This is a genomic window from Acidobacterium capsulatum ATCC 51196 (assembly GCF_000022565.1).
Classification (GTDB): Bacteria; Acidobacteriota; Terriglobia; order Terriglobales; family Acidobacteriaceae; genus Acidobacterium; species Acidobacterium capsulatum.
On the sequence record NC_012483.1, the window covers coordinates 98,921 to 116,402 of the forward strand.

At 62.4% G+C, this 17,482-nt stretch carries 6 protein-coding genes and 1 tRNA gene; 4 read left to right on the plus strand and 3 right to left on the minus strand.

Annotated features, from left to right (window positions below; genetic code table 11):
• Positions 1-2: 2 nt before the first annotated feature.
• From ACP_RS00370 to ACP_RS00380, 3 genes are all read right to left on the minus strand, one after another.
• Entirely contained in the window at positions 3-1,652 is a 1,650-nt protein-coding gene (locus ACP_RS00370; RefSeq protein WP_012680481.1) for a DUF5597 domain-containing protein, read from the minus strand.
• A 52-nt stretch (positions 1,653-1,704) separates the two neighbouring features.
• Positions 1,705-4,203 (minus strand): beta-galactosidase GalA, encoded by a 2,499-nt coding sequence (gene galA, locus ACP_RS00375; RefSeq protein ID WP_012680482.1) that lies wholly within the window; start codon positions 4,201-4,203, stop codon positions 1,705-1,707.
• A gap of 271 nt (positions 4,204-4,474) precedes the next feature.
• Positions 4,475-4,550, minus strand: a tRNA-Lys gene (locus tag ACP_RS00380).
• A gap of 314 nt (positions 4,551-4,864) precedes the next feature.
• Between ACP_RS00380 and bcsQ the strand changes: the two genes are divergently transcribed.
• Genes bcsQ through ACP_RS00400 form a run of 4 tightly spaced genes read left to right on the plus strand, consistent with a single transcriptional unit; the run spans position 4,865 to position 17,362 of the window.
• Positions 4,865-6,385: a cellulose biosynthesis protein BcsQ gene (bcsQ, locus tag ACP_RS00385; RefSeq protein WP_041839131.1), complete on the plus strand. Its 1,521-nt coding sequence runs from the start codon at positions 4,865-4,867 to the stop codon at positions 6,383-6,385.
• Positions 6,382-10,869, plus strand: a complete 4,488-nt coding sequence (gene bcsA / locus ACP_RS00390; RefSeq protein WP_012680484.1) for a UDP-forming cellulose synthase catalytic subunit — start codon at positions 6,382-6,384, stop codon at positions 10,867-10,869. Before bcsQ ends, bcsA begins: the two co-directional genes overlap by 4 nt.
• An 11-nt stretch (positions 10,870-10,880) precedes the next feature.
• Positions 10,881-12,032, plus strand: a complete 1,152-nt coding sequence (bcsZ, locus tag ACP_RS00395) for a cellulose synthase complex periplasmic endoglucanase BcsZ (RefSeq protein ID WP_238525604.1) — start codon at positions 10,881-10,883, stop codon at positions 12,030-12,032.
• Entirely contained in the window at positions 12,029-17,362 is a 5,334-nt protein-coding gene (locus ACP_RS00400; RefSeq protein ID WP_169305880.1) for a cellulose synthase subunit BcsC-related outer membrane protein, read from the plus strand. Before bcsZ ends, ACP_RS00400 begins: the two co-directional genes overlap by 4 nt.
• The last annotated feature ends 120 nt before the right edge of the window (positions 17,363-17,482 follow it).

Genomic DNA, 17,482 nt, shown 5'->3' on the forward strand with positions numbered 1-17,482 from the left:
GCTCAGTACGTGCCGAGGTGAATCTGCACGTACTGGTCTTCGTTGCGGAAGTTGAGTCCGCGATCGGTCTGGTCGCCATTCCAGATGCGCAGCGGCTTCCACGTGGTGCCGTCATATTCGCCTTGCTCGGCGCGCAGAATCTGCATGTGGCCGCTCTGGCCGGGCGCCAGGTAAAAGGTCACGCGGCTGTTGATGCCGGTCACCAGAAACGTATCCGGCCCAAGCTGGCCTACCAGCGCGCGGCCATCATGGTGCGGCGTGCCCGGAGCGTGCTGCTCGCCGTCCGATTGCGGAAACCCAAAGCTGACACGCGCCTGCCAGCGGCCAAAGTCGAGCGTCTTCTCGGTGCTGCCCGGGGCCTCGATGGCGGTTTTCAGTTTGCCTTCGAGGTTCAGCCTGGCCACGACGCGATCAATCGGCTCCAGCAGCGCATAGTTGGCGGCCAGTGCCTTGGGAATCTGCCCCGGCTTGTAGGTCCAGCTTGTCTGATCGGTGCCAAACGGTGAAAAGCCGATGGCGCCGTAGCCGAGCGCATAGAAAAACTCTGGCGCAAAGCTGTCGCCCGTGCCGGTCTCCGGAATCCAGAGAGGATTGTCGGGCCGGCGGTAGGTCTGCATGATCGTCTGCTCAAAGCCGCGGTCATCGCTGTACAGGTCAGGCCCGAGAATATCGATCGAAGTGGCCACGGCCTTCCAGATGGCAAGATTCGACTGCACGGGGCCGCCGCTGGGGTAATCAAAGCCCGGCAGCAGATAGCCGCGTATCTGGTAGCCGCGCGGGTACTCGACCCAGACATTGCAGTACATCGGAATCTTCAGCTCTGCCTTGCCTGCCTCGGCGACCGCATTGATGTATTTGGCGACAGAGTATGCCTGGAAGTATTCATCGGCCTTGAAGCCGAAGACCTGCCGCCAGGTTCCCGGAGACTTGTGCATGGCCGTGAGCACTGGCTGCGGCACCTGGGCTTCAAATTCCTTCTGGGCCGCAGGGGAGTGATCGCGCACCGCGCCGATGGCCCCGGACTCGTTCTCCACCTGAATCATGATCACGGTGTGCTGGGTGCCGTCGATCTGCGCCAGATGATGCGTGAGCGCGGTGAAGGCCTTGCGGTCTGCATTCAGGTTGGCGGGTGCATTGGCCGAGAGCACCTGAATGGGCTGGCCGCGCTCATCGATCATGCGCGGATAATGCGCCGGATCGGTCTTGATCCATTCGGGCACGTAGTGGTCTTCGCCGTTCTTCCACGTGCCAAACCACAACAGCACCAGATGAACGTGATGCTGCCGCGCCTGATGTACCAGCATGTCCACGGTGGAGTAGTCAAAGACGCCGGGATGCGGCTCGAACTGCTCCCAATAAACGGGAGCCTCAACCGTGTTCGCGTGAATGCCCTCGATCATCGGCCACACATCGGGCATGGTCGAGGGCCACGAGCTGGAGTTATTGATCTGTCCGCCGAGAATCAGAAATGGTTTGCCATCCAGATAAAAGGCATAGCGGCCATTCTGCTTCACGAGGTGAGGAGCCGCGTTGCTGGCCGGTTGTTGCGCGGCCGCTGCCGCGCCCGGCAGCAGACAAGCGGAGAGCAGCCCCGTCAGGGCCGCACCCGCCAGGGTGGGGCGCCGATTCGCGTGCAACAGGCCAGCCAGCATCACATTTCCTCCTCGATAGTCGGGTCCGATTTTTCTCAAGCAGCCGCGGAGCTTACGCGACCTCCGGCCGGAGGGGCGCTTGCTGCGTGGTGATGGTCAGCGTGGCCGGCTTCAGGGAATTGCCGCGCGTGCTGGCCTCGATCACCAATTGCCCGGGCGTCTTGTTGGCCTGCAAAATCACCTGCGCCAGCCCGTTGAAGAGGCTGCGCTTTGATCCCTTGTCAGACTCATGGCAGTTCGGGTCGCCATTGCCCACGCCGATCAGCGCGCCGTTGCCCGTCACCTTGAAGTCGATCATGTCCATCGCTGTGGGCACTGCGCGGCCCTGCGCGTCGAGCGCCTCCACGCGCACCATGGCCAGATCTTCGCCATCGGCGTTGATGGTGGTGCGGTCAGCCGTGAGGCGAATTGAGGCTGGCTTGCCGGTGGTCGCGCGGCGTTGGGTGAGCACGACCTTGCCGTTCTTGCGGGCGCGCGCTTCAATGAAGCCCGGCTCGTAGGGCACGCTCCACTCCACATGCGAGAGCGCCGGAACCTTCTTGACGCCGAGGCTCTTGCCGTTCACCAGCAGCTCCACTTCGTCCTGGTTGGAGTAGGCCCAGATCGAGATCGGCTGGCCCTCCTGGCCTTCAAAGTTCCAGTGCGGAAAGACGTGCAGCATCGGCTCATTGCTCCACACTGACTGGTAGTAGTAGTAGGTGTCCTTGGGGAAGCCGCAGGTGTCAGAGATGCCGAACTGCGAGCTGATCGAGGGCCATCCGTAAGGCGTGGGCTCGCCGCGATAGTCGAGGCCCGTCCACGCAAAGCCGCCCGAGAGCCACGGCCGCGCGTGATAGAACTGCCACCATGTTTCGGCCGTCTCGCCCCATCCCGGCTGATTGGTGTCATAGGCGCTGAGTTCGTTGCGTAAGGGATCGGTGCGGTAGACGCCGCGCGTTGAGATGGCGCTGGCGGTTTCCGTGCCGATGCTGGGCTGCTTCGGATGGGTCTGGTGATACTTGTCCGGTGAGTTGAGGTTGTAGTTGAAGCCCTCCACCTCGAGCACCTTGGAGATGCCGCTGTAGTAGCTCCCGTTCACCGCAGCCGTGCAAAGGCGTGTGGGGTCCAGCTCATTGCTCACGCGCTGCATGTCGTCCATGATGGGCACGCCCATCGGCCACCGCTCCAGCTCCCACTCTTCATTGCCCATCGACCAGAGAAAGATGCCGGGCGAGTTGCGGTAGCGCTTGATCATGATCTTCAGCGCTTCGATTGCTTCCGGCGTGGCGCTCATGGTGCGCGTTTCGCAGAGCATGAGCATGCCCATGCGGTCGCAGGCTTCTACCCACTCGGGCGTAGGCATATTGTGCGAGGTGCGCACCGCATTCGAGCCCATCGCCTTGAGCACGGCCATGCGGTAGTACTGCAGGCGGTCGGGCAGCGCGGAGCCAACGCCCGCGTGATCCTGGTGATTGCAGGTGCCCTGAATCCAGACATGCTTGCCGTTGAGGAAGAAGCCCTTGTCCGCATCGAAGTGAACCGTGCGCACGCCAAAGCTCACTTCCTCGGCATCGCGGGCTGTGCCATCGGTCTCCACGGTGACGGTCGCGGTGTAGAGCGTGGGCGAGTCGAGATCCCACAGCTCCGGATGGGCAATGCGCGCCGTGGCCGTATAGGTGGCGCTGCCATTCACTGCTACGGGCTGCGCTGCCGCCTGGGCGGTGGCGACGGTCTTGCCTGCGCGATCGCGAATCGTCCACCGCACCGAAGCATTTTCAGATTTTGCGCCGTGATTGTTCACCACCGTGCCCAGATCGAGCACGGCCGCGCCGCCCTCCATGCGTGTGCGCACATAGCTCTCCCACTGGCCCAGGTGCAGCTTGTCCTGCTTGATCATCCACACGTGGCGATAGATGCCCGCACCCTCATAGAACCAGCCGTCGTTGTAGGTCGCATCCATGCGGACGACGATGTAGTTCTTTTCGCCGTAGCGCAGGAAGTCAGAGAGATCGAAAGAGAAGGGCGTATAGCCGTTGTCATGGCGGCCGATGAAGCACCCGTTTACAAAAATGAGCGCGTCACGAAAGGCGCCGTCAAACTGAATGGAGATGCGCTTGCCCTGATCGCTGGCCGGCACCTCAAACGTGCGGCGGTACCAGCCCACGCTCGTCGCCGGATACTTGCGGCCCAGCGGCTTGTAGCCGTGCGACTGCAGTTCATCGTCCCAGACAAACGGCAGCTCGACCGCCCAGTCATGGGGCAGCCGCTGCTCGCGCCACTTGGAGTCATCGAACTTCGCGGTCGCGAACTCAAATTCGCCGGTCTTGGAGAAATTGTTATGGCCCATGCCGAAGTTCAGGTCCTTCGAGGGGTCCTCGGCATTGCCAAACATGAAGCGCCAGCCGTAATCAAAGAGCAGCTTCTCGCGCGGAGCCACGGCCGGCAGCGCCTGATCGTCGATGGCGTTCTGCATCAGGGCCCGGGCCTGGGCCCATCCGGCGTGGGGCAGCAAGGTGGAACCGGAAAGAATCAGGCCAGAGCGAAGAACGTCACGGCGCGTCAAACGTGGCATAAAGAGACCTCGAAGAAGTTGGAGTGCGGGAACGGGTTGCGTTCGTGAATTGCAGTAAACAATACAGGACTCGGTTGATTTTTGTAAACGCTTGCATTTGGCGCGCATATGGTTGTGCCGAGGTGCAGGGAATGGACGTCTTCGGAGGCCGAGCAGACTGGCTGGAGTGATGGAGTGGGCGCGGCAGAGGCTGCCAGATGGCGGGAGCCGGTTTACAGGCTGCTTGCCGGCTGGGATGGCGGGCTTCCCTGAGGGAAGCCCGCTGGAAAAGTGGTGAGCTCGCTGGGGATCGAACCCAGGACCCTCGCCTTAAAAGGGCGGTGCTCTACCATCTGAGCTACGAGCTCTTTCCACTTCAAAATTAACACAGTGCGGCCAATGGCATCCCAGTAACCATCCTGGTGGTAACCGAAGCGGAATATACGAACGCGCCAAATTTCCATAAATTGAAATTGGCTGGGCTCCGCGTCTGACTTCCGCCTGGAAGTTGCATCTAAACAACACAAAAATAAACGAGTTTTGCAGGTTTCACGGCTTCATCGCACGAAAGTGGCACGCCCGTCAGATGGGGTGTTATTGAGGTCTAACCATCCTGCTACTAATCTGTAGGCGTACAGAGGCTGAGAGGCAGGCAGTGAGCGCGGAAAGAGCACCGAAGAATATGGACGATGCAGGTGACATGAGCGATCCGAAGCACCAGGGCCCGTCCTCAAAAACGAGTGCCGCGGACGATGTCGCGACCTTGTATTCCTGGGCGAATCTGCATGGCGCCAAGTACCGCGACTTTACCGCATCGCGCCAGGAACTGCGCATGCAGGCCCGCCGCCGCGCCGAAGAGGCCGCCGAGCAGCCGCCGGCCCGGGCCGCAAATGTCATGGCCGCGCCCATCATTGATGAAAATATCCGCGTAGGAGGATGGCAGGAGGCTGCCCAGCCGCAAGAAATTCCCCCTGTTGTGCTGGAAGGCAAGCCCGCCGGGATCGAAGTGCCGGTGCAGGAAGACGCCCGCATTCGCCACGCCGGATTTGAAGAGACTGCCGCTGACGCGAGGCACGACGACAGTGGGCCGATCATGCCAGCGTGGCTGGAGCATATCCTGCCGGGCAAGCTACGCCGCGAAACGGAGGCCCCGGAGCAGGCGGAAGTTGCCTCCGCTGGTCCGGAATCTGCCGAGGATTTGCCATTGCCGGCCCCAGCAGAATCCGTTGCTGCGCCGTACCAGGATTTGGCTCCCCGTGGTCTGGGCGAGCGGCATGAGTATCCGGCCGAGGTGCGCGAGCTGACCTACGAGCCTCGTTTCGCGCAGCCCGTGGCTGCCCCCGCGTCCCCGGTCCGCGGCGGCAGTGAGTCGCGCTGGTCGGCATTGCAAGACCTGTTTGATGCAGCCCGCCGTCAGGAGCCGGTGGTTTCCTCCGTGCAGCGCTTGCAGGTTCCTGTGCTGGCCATCTTCTCGGTCGCCGGAGGGGTGGGCAAGACCAGCCTCACCGCCAACCTGGGTCGCGCGCTGTCTTCTTATGGCGAATGCCCGTTGCTGGCCGAGACTTCGATTCACGGCGTGCTGCCGTTCTACTTCGGGGCGCGGACTCCGCGGCCGGGCGTGCTGCGCACCTTCGCCAGCAACTCCGCCCAGGAGGCGCCCGTTCAGATGCTCTCCCTCGACGGCGACCGCCATATTGCCGAGGGAGATCAGTCGAACTGGCTCTATGAAGATCTGCGGCAGTCGAGCCGTGAGGCCAAGCGGATCGTGATTGATGTTTCCGGCGGTATGCTCGGGGCCATCCGCCAGGTGCTGCGGCTGAACCCGGTGGTGGTGGTTCCCGTGCTGCCCGATGTCAGCTCCGTCGCCGCGCTGCAGGCGGTGGATGATCTCTTCCGCAACCAGCCCGACGGCTCGGGAAAGAGAATCGAACCCCGCTTCCTGCTTAACCAGTTTGATGCGTCTCTGCCTCTGCACCGCGACGTCCGCGATATGCTGCTACAGAAATATGGCGAAAGGCTGTTACCCTTCGTCATACATCGCAGCCCGGCCGTCAGTGAAGCGCTGGCCGAAGGGCTGACGGTTTTGGACTACGCGCCGGCCTCAGAGGTCGCCAGCGACATTCTTCACTTCGCGGGCTGGGTACGCAGCCTTGCTAACGCCGGTGCCTCCGTTCCACGCGGAGTGCGCTGGAGTGAGCGATGACGACTTTCGAGCTATGGGAAGGCTTTGAATCGAGCGACCGCACGGGCTTCCGCCTGTTGCGCCTGGGGCTGGTTCTTTTCGGCGTCGTCGTAATGATTTTTCTCGGTGTGCTGCCGCTCACCTGGCCGCAGCAAGGCGTGCTGGGCCTGTTGCTGGTGCTGCTGGCCATCTGGCTGGGACGCGTCTCCGACTCCTACCTCATCACTCTGACACTGATGATGATGTCGCTGTTCGCGACCTTTCGCTATGCATTCTGGCGCATCGGCACTGTGGTGGCGTTTTTTCAGGATCCCGGCTCAAAATACACCCCGGCGGACGCCTTCTTCATCGTCATATTGGTAGGCGCGGAGGCTTACGCCTTCTCGATTCTCTTTCTCGGCTTCTTTCAGACCATCTGGCCGTTGCGGCGCGCTCCTGTGCCGCTGCCCGACGATCCAGAGGACTGGCCCCACGTCGATCTGCTCATTCCGACCTACAACGAGCCGATGAGCGTGGTGCGCTACACGGCGCTTGCGGCCCTCAATATCGACTGGCCCGCCGACAAGTTGCACGTCTATATTCTCGACGACGGCAACCGGCCCGAGTTTCGCGACTTTGCCATTCAGGCCGGGCTCGGCTACATGACGCGAGACAACAACGCGCATGCCAAGGCCGGCAACATCAATCAGGCTCTCGCCCGCCTGGATTCGCCGTATGTCGCCATTTTTGATTCGGATCACGTGCCCACGCGCAGCTTTCTGCAGGTCACCATGGGGTGGTTTCTGCGCGATGAACAGCTCGGCATGCTGCAGACGCCGCACCACTTCTATTCGCCCGACCCGTTTGAGCGCAATCTTGGCCAGTACAAGACCATCCCGAATGAGGGAGAGCTCTTTTACGGCATCGTGCAGGATGGCAACGACTTCTGGAACGCGAGCTTCTTCTGCGGCTCCTGCGCGGTGCTGCGGCGCACGGCGCTCGACGAGATTGGCGGCATTGCCGTCGAGACGGTCACCGAAGACGCGCACACCTCGCTGCGCATGCAGATCAACGGCTGGAACACGGCCTACATCAACATTGCGCAGGCTGCGGGACTGGCCACCGAGCGGCTCTCCGGCCATGTGAAGCAGCGCATTCGCTGGGCGCGCGGCATGGTGCAGATTCTCCGCATCGACAACCCGCTCTTTGCGCCCAATCTCACCTTTGCGCAGCGGCTTTGCTACTTCAACGCGATGACGCACTTCATGTATGCGTTGCCGCGCCTGATCTTTCTGACGGCTCCGCTGATCTACCTGATCTTCGGCTTCACCAATGTGCCCGGCTACTGGGTCGCCATTCTGGCTTACGCGCTGCCGCACCTCACGCTCTCTAACGTCACGAATTCGCGCATTCAGGGCCAGCACCGCCACTCCTATTGGAATGAGGTCTACGAGACGGTTCTTGCACCCTATATTCTGCTGCCGACGTTGCTGGCGCTGCTGAATCCCAGGTTGGGCAAGTTCAATGTGACGGCCAAGGGCGGCGTCGTGTCGAAGACCTTTTTTGACGCGCGCATCGCGCAGCCGTTTATCGTGCTGCTGGGCTTCAACTGCCTCGGTCTGCTGATGGTGGTGCCTCGCGCCGTGCATATTCCAGGACTCGGCTTCCTGTGGGATGGCACGCATCCGGGCACCATCGTGATGAACGCGCTGTGGACGATCTTCAACATCCTGATTCTCGGCACGGCCACTGCCGTTGCGCGGGAGTCGCGCCAGTTGCGCGAGAGCGTGCGCATCACCTTCAGTGCTCCGGTGCGCGTCAAGATCGGCAACCGCATCGTGCCCGGAGAAACCATCGACGCATCGAGCGGCGGCGTGGCCCTCAAGGCCATGGAAGACCTGACGCTCAAGAGCGGCGACTCTGCCCATCTGATTTTTCCGCTGCGCCTCGGGGACGCCGAATTTCCGGTCACAGTTGTCTCCTGTGATGGCCGCGGCTTACGGGTACGCTTCGATCCCTTGACCATCGAAGAGGAAGAGATGCTGACCATGGTTCTTTACTCCCGCGCAGATAACTGGCTCGGATGGGGTGAATCCCGCGAGGCCGATCAGCCGTTGAAGAGCCTGGCGCAGATCTGCGCGATCAGCATTCGCGGCTTGCTGGCTCTGGTCTCGGCCTTCACGACCCGCCCGACGAAGAAGAAAAAGAAGAAGAAATCCGCGCTGCCTGCCAAGGGCGCCGCGGCGGTGATTTTCATCGCGCTGCTGATGGGGCTCGCCACGGCGCATGCCGCGCAAACCACTTCTCCGGCCAGCCGGGCGCAGGCTCATGCCGGCAATGTATCGAGCGCGCAGCCTGCCAGCGCGTCCGCTGCGATCCTGCCGCCGGGTACGGCGGCTGCGGCCTCTGCCAATGCGGCGGCGGCGCCCGGCACCTTCACCACGGTCATGAAGCTCAAGGACCTCGGCGTGCCCAGCGCGATCACCCTGCACGGCATTGATGCGTACCACCCCATCTACTTCAGCCTGCCGCAGAATGAGGTCGTCCAGAACGCATCGCTGCACCTTTACTATGCTTTCTCGCCCAGCCTGATTCCGAACATGAGTCACATCAACGTGCTGCTCAACGGCACACTGGTGACTACCATCGAGATGCAGAAGAGCGCGACCAACGGGCTGCTTGACCAGACCATTTCACTGCCTGCGGCTCTGCTGGTGCGGCACAATGAGCTGAGCTTTGAGTTTGTCGGCCACTACGTCATGGTGTGCGAAGACCCCGCCAACACCGCGCTGTGGGCCCGCGTGGACTCGGCCACGAGCCTGACTCTCTCAGGCGATCTGCTGCCTCTCACCAATGATCTGAAGTTTCTTCCGCTGCCGTTTTTTGATTCCTCGCTCACTGAGCCGCCGGTGATTCCGATTGCTTTTGAGAGTCAGCCTACGCCGCAGTCTCTGCAGGCGGCCGGCATCGTCGCGTCGTACTTCGGCGTGCTGGGCGATTACCGCCCCATGCGCTTCCCGGTTTCGGTCGGCAGCATCCCGGCGGGCAACGTGGTTCTGATTGCGGACAACGCCTCCACCTTGCCGCCCGCCTTCAACCTGGGCACGCTGACGGGTCCCACGGTCGCCATGCGCACCAATCCGTCAGACCCCTACGGCAAGGTGCTCATCATCACGGGCTCCAACTCTGAACAACTGCTGCAGGCGGCACAGGCCGTTGCGATGGGCTGGAATGGACTCACCGGCGCCACTGCGTCATTGAACAGCTTCCAGTTGCCCGCGCCGCGCCAACCCGACGACGCACCCCGCTGGGCGCGCACTGATCACACGATTGCGCTCTGGAACTACAACGATGCGGCGTCGCTTCAAGGCGATGGTTCCGTGCCCATGCAGACCTTCTTCCGTCTGCCGCCCGATCTCTACTTCGCCACGCGCGACAACATTCCGCTCGAACTGCAATACCGCTACAACTCGATTCCGATCGGGCCCATTTCGAGCATGCAGGTTTCGGCCAACGACGCCTTTCTGGGCTCGGTGCCGCTGATTCCCGGCAAGTCCACGTCCAAGACCACCAAGACCGAGATCGCGGTTCCGGTGGTGAACCTGCGGCCATTCTCCAACTCGCTCACCTTCAACCTCACCTTCCAGTTGATGACGGCCGGCGGCTGCAAAAACACCACGCCCGCCAACATGCAGGGCGCGATTCTGCGCACCTCCTACATCGATGTGCGCGGATTTCCTCATTGGACGAAGATGCCCAACCTCGAGTTGTTCTCGAATGCCGGCTTCCCGTTCACCCGCTATGCGGATCTGAGCCACACCCAGGTCATTCTGCCCGATCAGCCCACGCAGAATGAGATTGAGCTTTATCTCACGCTGATGGGCCACTTCGGCGCGGAGACCGGATATCCTGTCACGCGCGTGACCGTCGGGAACCCCGCCGACATGCACGGCGGCAACCGCAAAGACTTGCTCGTGCTGACCGAGGGGCAGGACAGCGACGCCGTGGCCCGGCTGGGCAAGGCTCTGCCCGTGCTGATCAATGGCGGAGGCCTCACCGTGCAGAGCACGCAGGGGCTGCTGGCGCCGCTCGACAAGGCATGGTGGAAGCTGCCCTCGGAGCAGGCGGCGCCCTCGGGCGAACTGGGAACCAATGCTCTGCCCGATGCGATCATCGAGGGCATCGAGTCGCCCTATGAGAGCGGCAGGAGCGTCGTGCTGGTCAATCTCAAGGATGACTCCGAGTTTGATCCCTTCATGACGAGCTTCCTCAAGTATTCGCAATCGAGCGCGGTGGCGGGCACCGTCACCGTGATGCACGGCAAGGAGTTCCAGTCCTACAAGATCGACACGCGGCAGTACCACGTCGGCTATCTGCCCTTCTGGACGGCTCTGAGCATCTGGTTCATGGGCGTGCCGTGGATGGTCGACCTGGTGGTGCTGGCGATCAGCTTTATCTTTGCCGTGACCATGCGCAACTGGCTGCGTGGACGGGCTCGCCGCCGCCTGCAATCCCAGGGAAGATGATGAGGATGCGAATGAAATTACTCAGGCATGTGCTGTCCGTCGCATCCCTGTCGGCGCTGATCTTCGCGACGGGATGCCGCGCGCAGTCCTGGCCGCTCTGGCAGGCCTATCAAGGCAAGTTCCTCAACTCTGACGGGCGCGTGGTCGACTACAACGCGCAGGCGCGCACGACGTCGGAAGGGCAGTCCTACGCGCTCTTCTTTGCGCTGGTGGCCAATGACCGCCCCGCCTTTGATAAGGTGCTCGCCTGGACGCAGAACAACCTTGCGCAGGGCGACCTGACCGCGCACCTGCCGGCCTGGGAATGGGGCAAGGCGAAGGATGGTCAGTGGAAGACCATTGATCCCAATCCGGCCAGCGATGCCGATTTGTGGATCAGCTATACGCTGCTCCAGGCTGGCCGCCTCTGGCACGATCCGCATTACACGGCGCTTGGCACTGTCATGGCAAAGCGCATCGCGAACGAGGAAGTCGCCAATCTTCCCGGACTGGGCTCCATGCTGCTGCCGGGACCGACCGGATTTCATCCCAATGCGGCGACCTGGCTGCTCAACCCGAGCTACATGCCTCTGCCCGTGGTCGAAGGCATGGCGCACGCCGATCCCAGCGGACCCTGGGCTGGCATGGCCGCCGCCGTTCCTGATCTGGTGAAGGGTGCCTCGCCCGCCGGATTTGTAATGGATTGGGTGAGCTACTCCCAGGCGGGCGGATTTCAGCCGGCCGTGTTGCCCACCGCTCCCAAAGGCACGGTGCCCATGGGCAGCTATGACGCCATTCGTGTTTATCTCTGGACCGGCATGGCGAACCCCGCCACGCCCGGCGCCAAGCTGACTCTGCGGGCCCTCTATGGCATGGCGGCTTATCTGAAGTCACACACGCTGCCGCCCGAGAAGGTGGATCCCCAGGGCAAGGTGCTTTCCACCTCGGCTCCGGTCGGATTTTCCGCCGCCGTCGAGCCTTTTTTGTCGGCTCTTGGCGACAAGGGGGACCTGAATACACAACAGGCACGTCTTGACGCGATGGTGAACCCGAACACTAAGCTGTACGGGGAGCCGCCTGCATATTTTGACCAGAATCTCGCCATGTTTGGCGAGGGCTGGCAGCAGCATCGTTTTGGCTTTGCGAGCGATGGAGACCTCTGGGTGAAATGGAAGGGCAGATGAACGGCGTTCTGCGCCAATCCATAATGCTCATGGCGCTGGCCTGCGTGGCCGTGGCGCCAGCGCGGCTTTGCGCTCAGAATACCGGCTCTTCTCAGGCGGTTTCGCCGGCCGTGCAGCTTCTGCTGGAGCGTGCCTCGCAGCAGGAAGCCTCAGGCCACATGAATCTCGCCGTGCAAAACTGGCAGCAGGTTCTGCTGGCCGACCCAAACAATCTGCAGGCGCTCTCGGGACTTGCCCGCTGGAACCGCATGGAAGGCAACGACAGCGATGCGCAGAAATATATCGACCGCATCCGTCAGATCAACCCCAGTAGCCCGCTGATTCAGCAGTTGCAGTCCGTGGTGAGCAACCGTGCCCGCATCGGAGATCTCACCCGCGCCGCCAAGCTGGCGCAGAGCGGACATCCTGAAGACGCTCTGAAAATTTATCAGAGGATATTCGGCAACACTCCGCCGGACAACTGGGCGCAGGCTTACTACGACACCGAGGCCGCTATTCCCTCGAAGCGTGCCGACGCCATCAACGGTCTGCGTGCGCTGGTGCAGCGCTATCCGGGCAATTCAGCCTATGCCATCGATCTGGGCCGCACCCTCACCTACAATCCCAGCACGCGCCCTGAAGGCGTACATATGCTGGAGAAGTATCAGGGCAATCCCCAGGCCGAGGCCGCCCTGCGGCAAGCGCTGGCCTACAGCGTGCAGAATCCGTCTTACATTCAGTCGGTGCGCAACTATCTCAAGAGCCATCAGGACGCGCAACTGGCCGCCGAACTGGCCAAGACCGAGGCCTCGCAGGCCCGGGCATCCTCCGGACTCGCCCGCACTCCCGGCGAACAACGCGCCTATGCCGCGCTCAATGCCAATCGCCTGCAGGAAGCGCAGACGCGCTTTGCAGCTCTTTATCAGCAGAACCCCAACAATCCGCGCGTCCTCGCCGGGCTTGGCTTTCTGCAGATGAAGGCCAACAACTTCGGCGGCGCGATCAGCTATTTTTCACAGGCCGAGCAGGATGGTCTGCACGCCCGCGTGATTGAAAGCTCACTGGCCACTTCGCGCTTCTGGTACACCATGCAGCAGGCGTCCACCGCGCTCAACAACAATCAGTTGCAGGCCGCCGAGCAGGGCTATGCCGCCGCGCTGCAGATGCGCCACAACAGTCCCGATGCACTCGCCGGGCTGGCTGGCGTTTATATGAAGGCGCAGGAGCCAGCGCAGGCCATTCCCATCTATGAGCGGCTGCTCAAGGTGAAGGGTTCGCAGAGCCTGGCCTGGCGCGGACTGTTTCTCGCCGAGCAGCAATCCGGCAATGCCACGCAAGCGCTCGCCACCGATGCGCGCATGCCGGCAAGCATCCGCCGGTCACTCGAAAGCGACCCGGAGTATCTGCAGGCATTGGCCAACGCCTATCAGGGCACCGGCCAGAGCGGTAAGGCGCAGCAGGCGCTCGCGTCTGCGCTGCAACTGCCTTTCCCGCAGAATGGCCGCAACATGAAGGCCGGTACCCGCATGCAGTACGCCGGGCTGCTGGCGCAGGATCACCGCTACGCGCAAGCTGCCGGCATCTACCGCGACGTGCTCAACGATGATCCGAACAACGTCAGCGCATGGCAGGGGCTGGTCGCCATGGAGCACCAGACCAACAACGACGCGCAGGCCATCGCCATTGTCGAGCAGATGCCTCCTCCGGTGTATGACCAGGCGCTGCGCAGCCCCGATTTCCTGTCGATGCTGGCCGCCATTTACCAGCAGCAGAACCAGCTCAACATTGCCCAGACCTTTCTTCAACGCGCCTCACGCATCTATGCCGACAACGGCACGCCTGTGCCGGTCTCTCTGGAGATGCAGGCCGCGGCCATCGATCTGCAGCAGAGCCGCCCCGAGCAGGCTTATGGCATCTATCGCCAGGTGCTTATGGGCAGCCCCGACAATCTGAATGCATGGAAGGGACTGCTCTCCGCGCTGCATCAGACCGGGCATGATGCCGACGCATTGGCGCAACTGGAACAGATTCCCGCCCAGGTGCGCACTACGCTTGAGAAAGATACAGAGTTCCTGCAGACAGAGGCTTCGATCTACGCGGCCACCGGCAATCAGCCCGCGGCGCTTGGCATCATTCAGCGCATTGCGCGGCAATACTACTCGCAGCGCATGCTCATGCCGGCCAGCGTGGAGGTGCAGCAGGCCTGGCTGCTCTTCAACCTGAAGGATGACCGCGACCTCTACCGCACCCTTATGCACCTCGGCGACCGCGCCGATCTCACGACCGAGCAGCGGCGCACGGTGCAGACCATCTGGGCTTCGTGGAGCGTACGCCGCGCCTCCAATGACATCAAGGCCGGCAACACGCGGCTTGCCATTGAGATCCTTACTTCGGCGCGGCAGGCATTTCCTGGCAATCCCGACGTGAGCAAGGCACTCGCCGGCGGCTATCTGCAGGCGGGGCAGCCCAAACAGGCGCTGGCGATTTATGAATCGCTGAATACGAACAACAGCAGCGCCGACGATTACGCCTCCATGGTGGGCGCGGCGCTGGCCGCGCAGAATACGAAGCTTGCCGAGACGTGGCTTCGTGAGGCCCTGCAGCGCTACCCCAACGCGCCCTCCGTGCTCTCGGCCGCGGCTCGCTTTGAGCAGGCGCGTGGAGACAACCAGCGCGCGGCCGACTACTGGCGAGCCTCACTGCACGCCATGCCGCAGGTCAGTCCCACGACCGAGCTGGCGCACAAACTCGACCAGCCCGATGCCATGCGCCCCGGCAGGCCCGTGCAGCAGACCAACCTCGTCAACCTGCTCAACCCGGATGCAAATCTCATGGCTCAGCAGCAGCCTTATGTGCCGCTGCCCGGCTACCGCAATCCTGAGGTCTACTCGCCCGGCGTTCAGCAGGCCAACAACGAGCCTTATGGCCCCGATCCCTACTACCAGGGCACCGCTCCGGTCATCATGGGCAATCAGCAGATCGCGCAGGAGGCCGCACCTTCACAGCTTCCGCCCGCCACGCAGGTGCTGGCGCAGAGCGATCGCAGGGTAGTGCATCACCACTACTACCGCCGCCGTACCGTCAAAAAGGCTGCTCCGGTTCAGCATAGCGCTCACGTGGTGCATCATTCCCGCCGTCGGCGCCACGTGACGCCCAAGCGCTACACCGGCGAAACCCTCGGCCAGTATCAGCCGCAGTCCAGCGTGCCGGCGCCGCAGCAGTGGAGCTATCCGCCCTCGAACAATCCGCAGCCGCAGCAGAACTACACGCCGCAGCAGAGTTATCCGGCGCAGTCGCAGCCAGGCTATGGCACCCCGGTGCCGCAGCAGAACTACAGCTATCCGCAGTCGCAGCAAAACTACACTCAGCCTCTGCCGAGTGGCACACAGCCCACGTATCAGCAGAATGCGAATCCGTCGCAGTATGCACCCATCCGCCCGCAGGACAACAACTCCAACACCTACCCCTCGGGGAATCCCGGCGGGTATGGGCAAGGCGGGGACGGCAGCGGAAACGGCAACGCCAGCCTGAACTCCGGTGTGGTCATCGGCGGCAGCAGCGACGGTTCTGACAGCGATGGCAGCGGCGCGCAGTTGCATCTCAGCATCTCTTCCGGCCCGGTCATTCAGCCGCAACTTCAGCAGCCGGATGCCAGCCTGGCGCAGATGCCCGTGCACCAGCTCACGCTCGATACGAGCGAGTCGATCCGGGACATTCAGAATGCCCAGAAGCGGCAAGAGGCCATGCTGCGTGCGCAGCAGGAGTTAACCGAAGCAGCGCACCCGCAGAATGAAGGGCTGATCAGCACGCAATACTCCAGCCCACAGCCGCAAGGCTATCTGCCCGCTCCGCAGCAGCAGATTCAGCCCGCTCCGCCGCAGACCTATTCCATGCAGCCGGTCTCTCCGTTTGCCTCTTCGAATCAGGGTTCGTATCAGGTCGCCCAGGGGCAACAAACCAACCAACAGGCGGCCCCGCCGCCCTACGGATATCAGCCGCAGTATCAGTACCAGCAGCAATCGCAGCAGCAGCAACTGCCCGCTCCGCCTCCTCCCTCGCAGAACGGTGCGAGTAACCAGCAACTGCAGCAGGAGAATCTGCCGCCGCTCACCGGCCCCTACGTGCATGCGCCGCGCAGCAAGCGGCTCGACCCGCGCCAGGCTGCCGAAGAACAACTGGCCAGCATCGAGGGTGGCTACAGTGGCTGGCTCGGCGGTACGGGATATTTAAGCCATCGCAGCGGCAATCTCGGCTACGACGCGCTCAGCGCCTTTGAGGCACCGCTTGAGGCATCCACACCCGTCGGTTACGCGGCTCGGCTCACGCTGGTCGTGGACCCCGTGTTCCTCGATTCCGGCCAGGCCACCAAGGTGCCGGTCATCGGCTCCAGCGGGCAGTCCGAGCTCCTCGGCTCAGAGATCACCGCGCCCGACACGCCGCCAACCCAGCAGAACTCGGCCGGCGTGGGCGGGGAACTGCAGGTGACGACGAACACCTTCGGTGTGGCCATCGGCAGTACTCCTTACGGCTTCCTCGTGCAGAACATCATCGGGCAGTTCCAGTGGAAGCCCGCCAACGGCCCGTTTACGTTCTCGTTCAACCGCAGCGCCGTCAAAGACTCGCAGCTTTCCTACTCGGGCCTGCGTGATCCGGCGTCCATCACCAACGTGTATTCGGGCAACATCTGGGGCGGTGTAGTCAGCAATGCCTTCCAGGTGCAGTTCGGGCGCGGCGGATCGGCCTCGGGTTCTTACATCAGCCTCGGCGGCCAATATCTCTCCGGTACGCATGTGCAGACCAATACGCGCATTGACGGCGATGCCGGCGCTTACTGGCGCGTCTGGAGCGTCCCTGACACCGGCAACCTGACGCTGGGCGTCAATCTCTTTGGCATGCACTATGCCCACAATCTGCAGTACTTCACTTACGGGCAGGGCGGCTACTTCAGCCCGCAGGCCTACATGCTGGCCAACGTGCCCTTCACATGGCAGGGGCAGCACGGCCTGGACTGGCACTACCAGGTCGCCGGCGCCTTCGGCGTACAGGCTTTCCAGCAGGACAGCTCGCCCTACTACCCGCTCGACCCGTTACTTGAGACCGCCTCGAAGAATCTCAGTTATCCGGCACAGACCATCGTAGGCTCCAACTATGACCTGCATGCCGAGGCCGCCTATCACTTGACCGACCACTGGTATCTCGGCGGCTTTACCTCGCTCAATAACACGCGCGACTACAACAACCAGACCATTGGCTTCTTTGTGCGCTTTCTCTTCCGCCCGCAGAATCCCACCGAACTCGGCCCCACCGGCCTGTTCCCATGGAGCGGACTCAGGCCCCACATGGTGCCGTAGCTCGGCACGGTTATTACGCAAGATCCATCATGGCCGGGAGCGAAGATACTCCCGGCCTTTCTCTTTTGCACTCGTTTGTCTCTACGCATGGCAGCATACGTGAAGCCTCGCATTCTTTGC

What these genes read in the sequence shown, in the direction of transcription:
- ACP_RS00370 (WP_012680481.1), bottom strand. Translation starts at nt 1,652, where the DNA reads ATGCTGGCTGGCCTGTTGCACGCGAATCGGCGCCCCACCCTGGCGGGT.
- galA (WP_012680482.1), bottom strand. Translation starts at nt 4,203, where the DNA reads ATGCCACGTTTGACGCGCCGTGACGTTCTTCGCTCTGGCCTGATTCTT.
- bcsQ (WP_041839131.1), top strand. Translation starts at nt 4,865, where the DNA reads ATGGACGATGCAGGTGACATGAGCGATCCGAAGCACCAGGGCCCGTCC.
- bcsA (WP_012680484.1), top strand. Translation starts at nt 6,382, where the DNA reads ATGACGACTTTCGAGCTATGGGAAGGCTTTGAATCGAGCGACCGCACG.
- bcsZ (WP_238525604.1), top strand. Translation starts at nt 10,881, where the DNA reads ATGAAATTACTCAGGCATGTGCTGTCCGTCGCATCCCTGTCGGCGCTG.
- ACP_RS00400 (WP_169305880.1), top strand. Translation starts at nt 12,029, where the DNA reads ATGAACGGCGTTCTGCGCCAATCCATAATGCTCATGGCGCTGGCCTGC.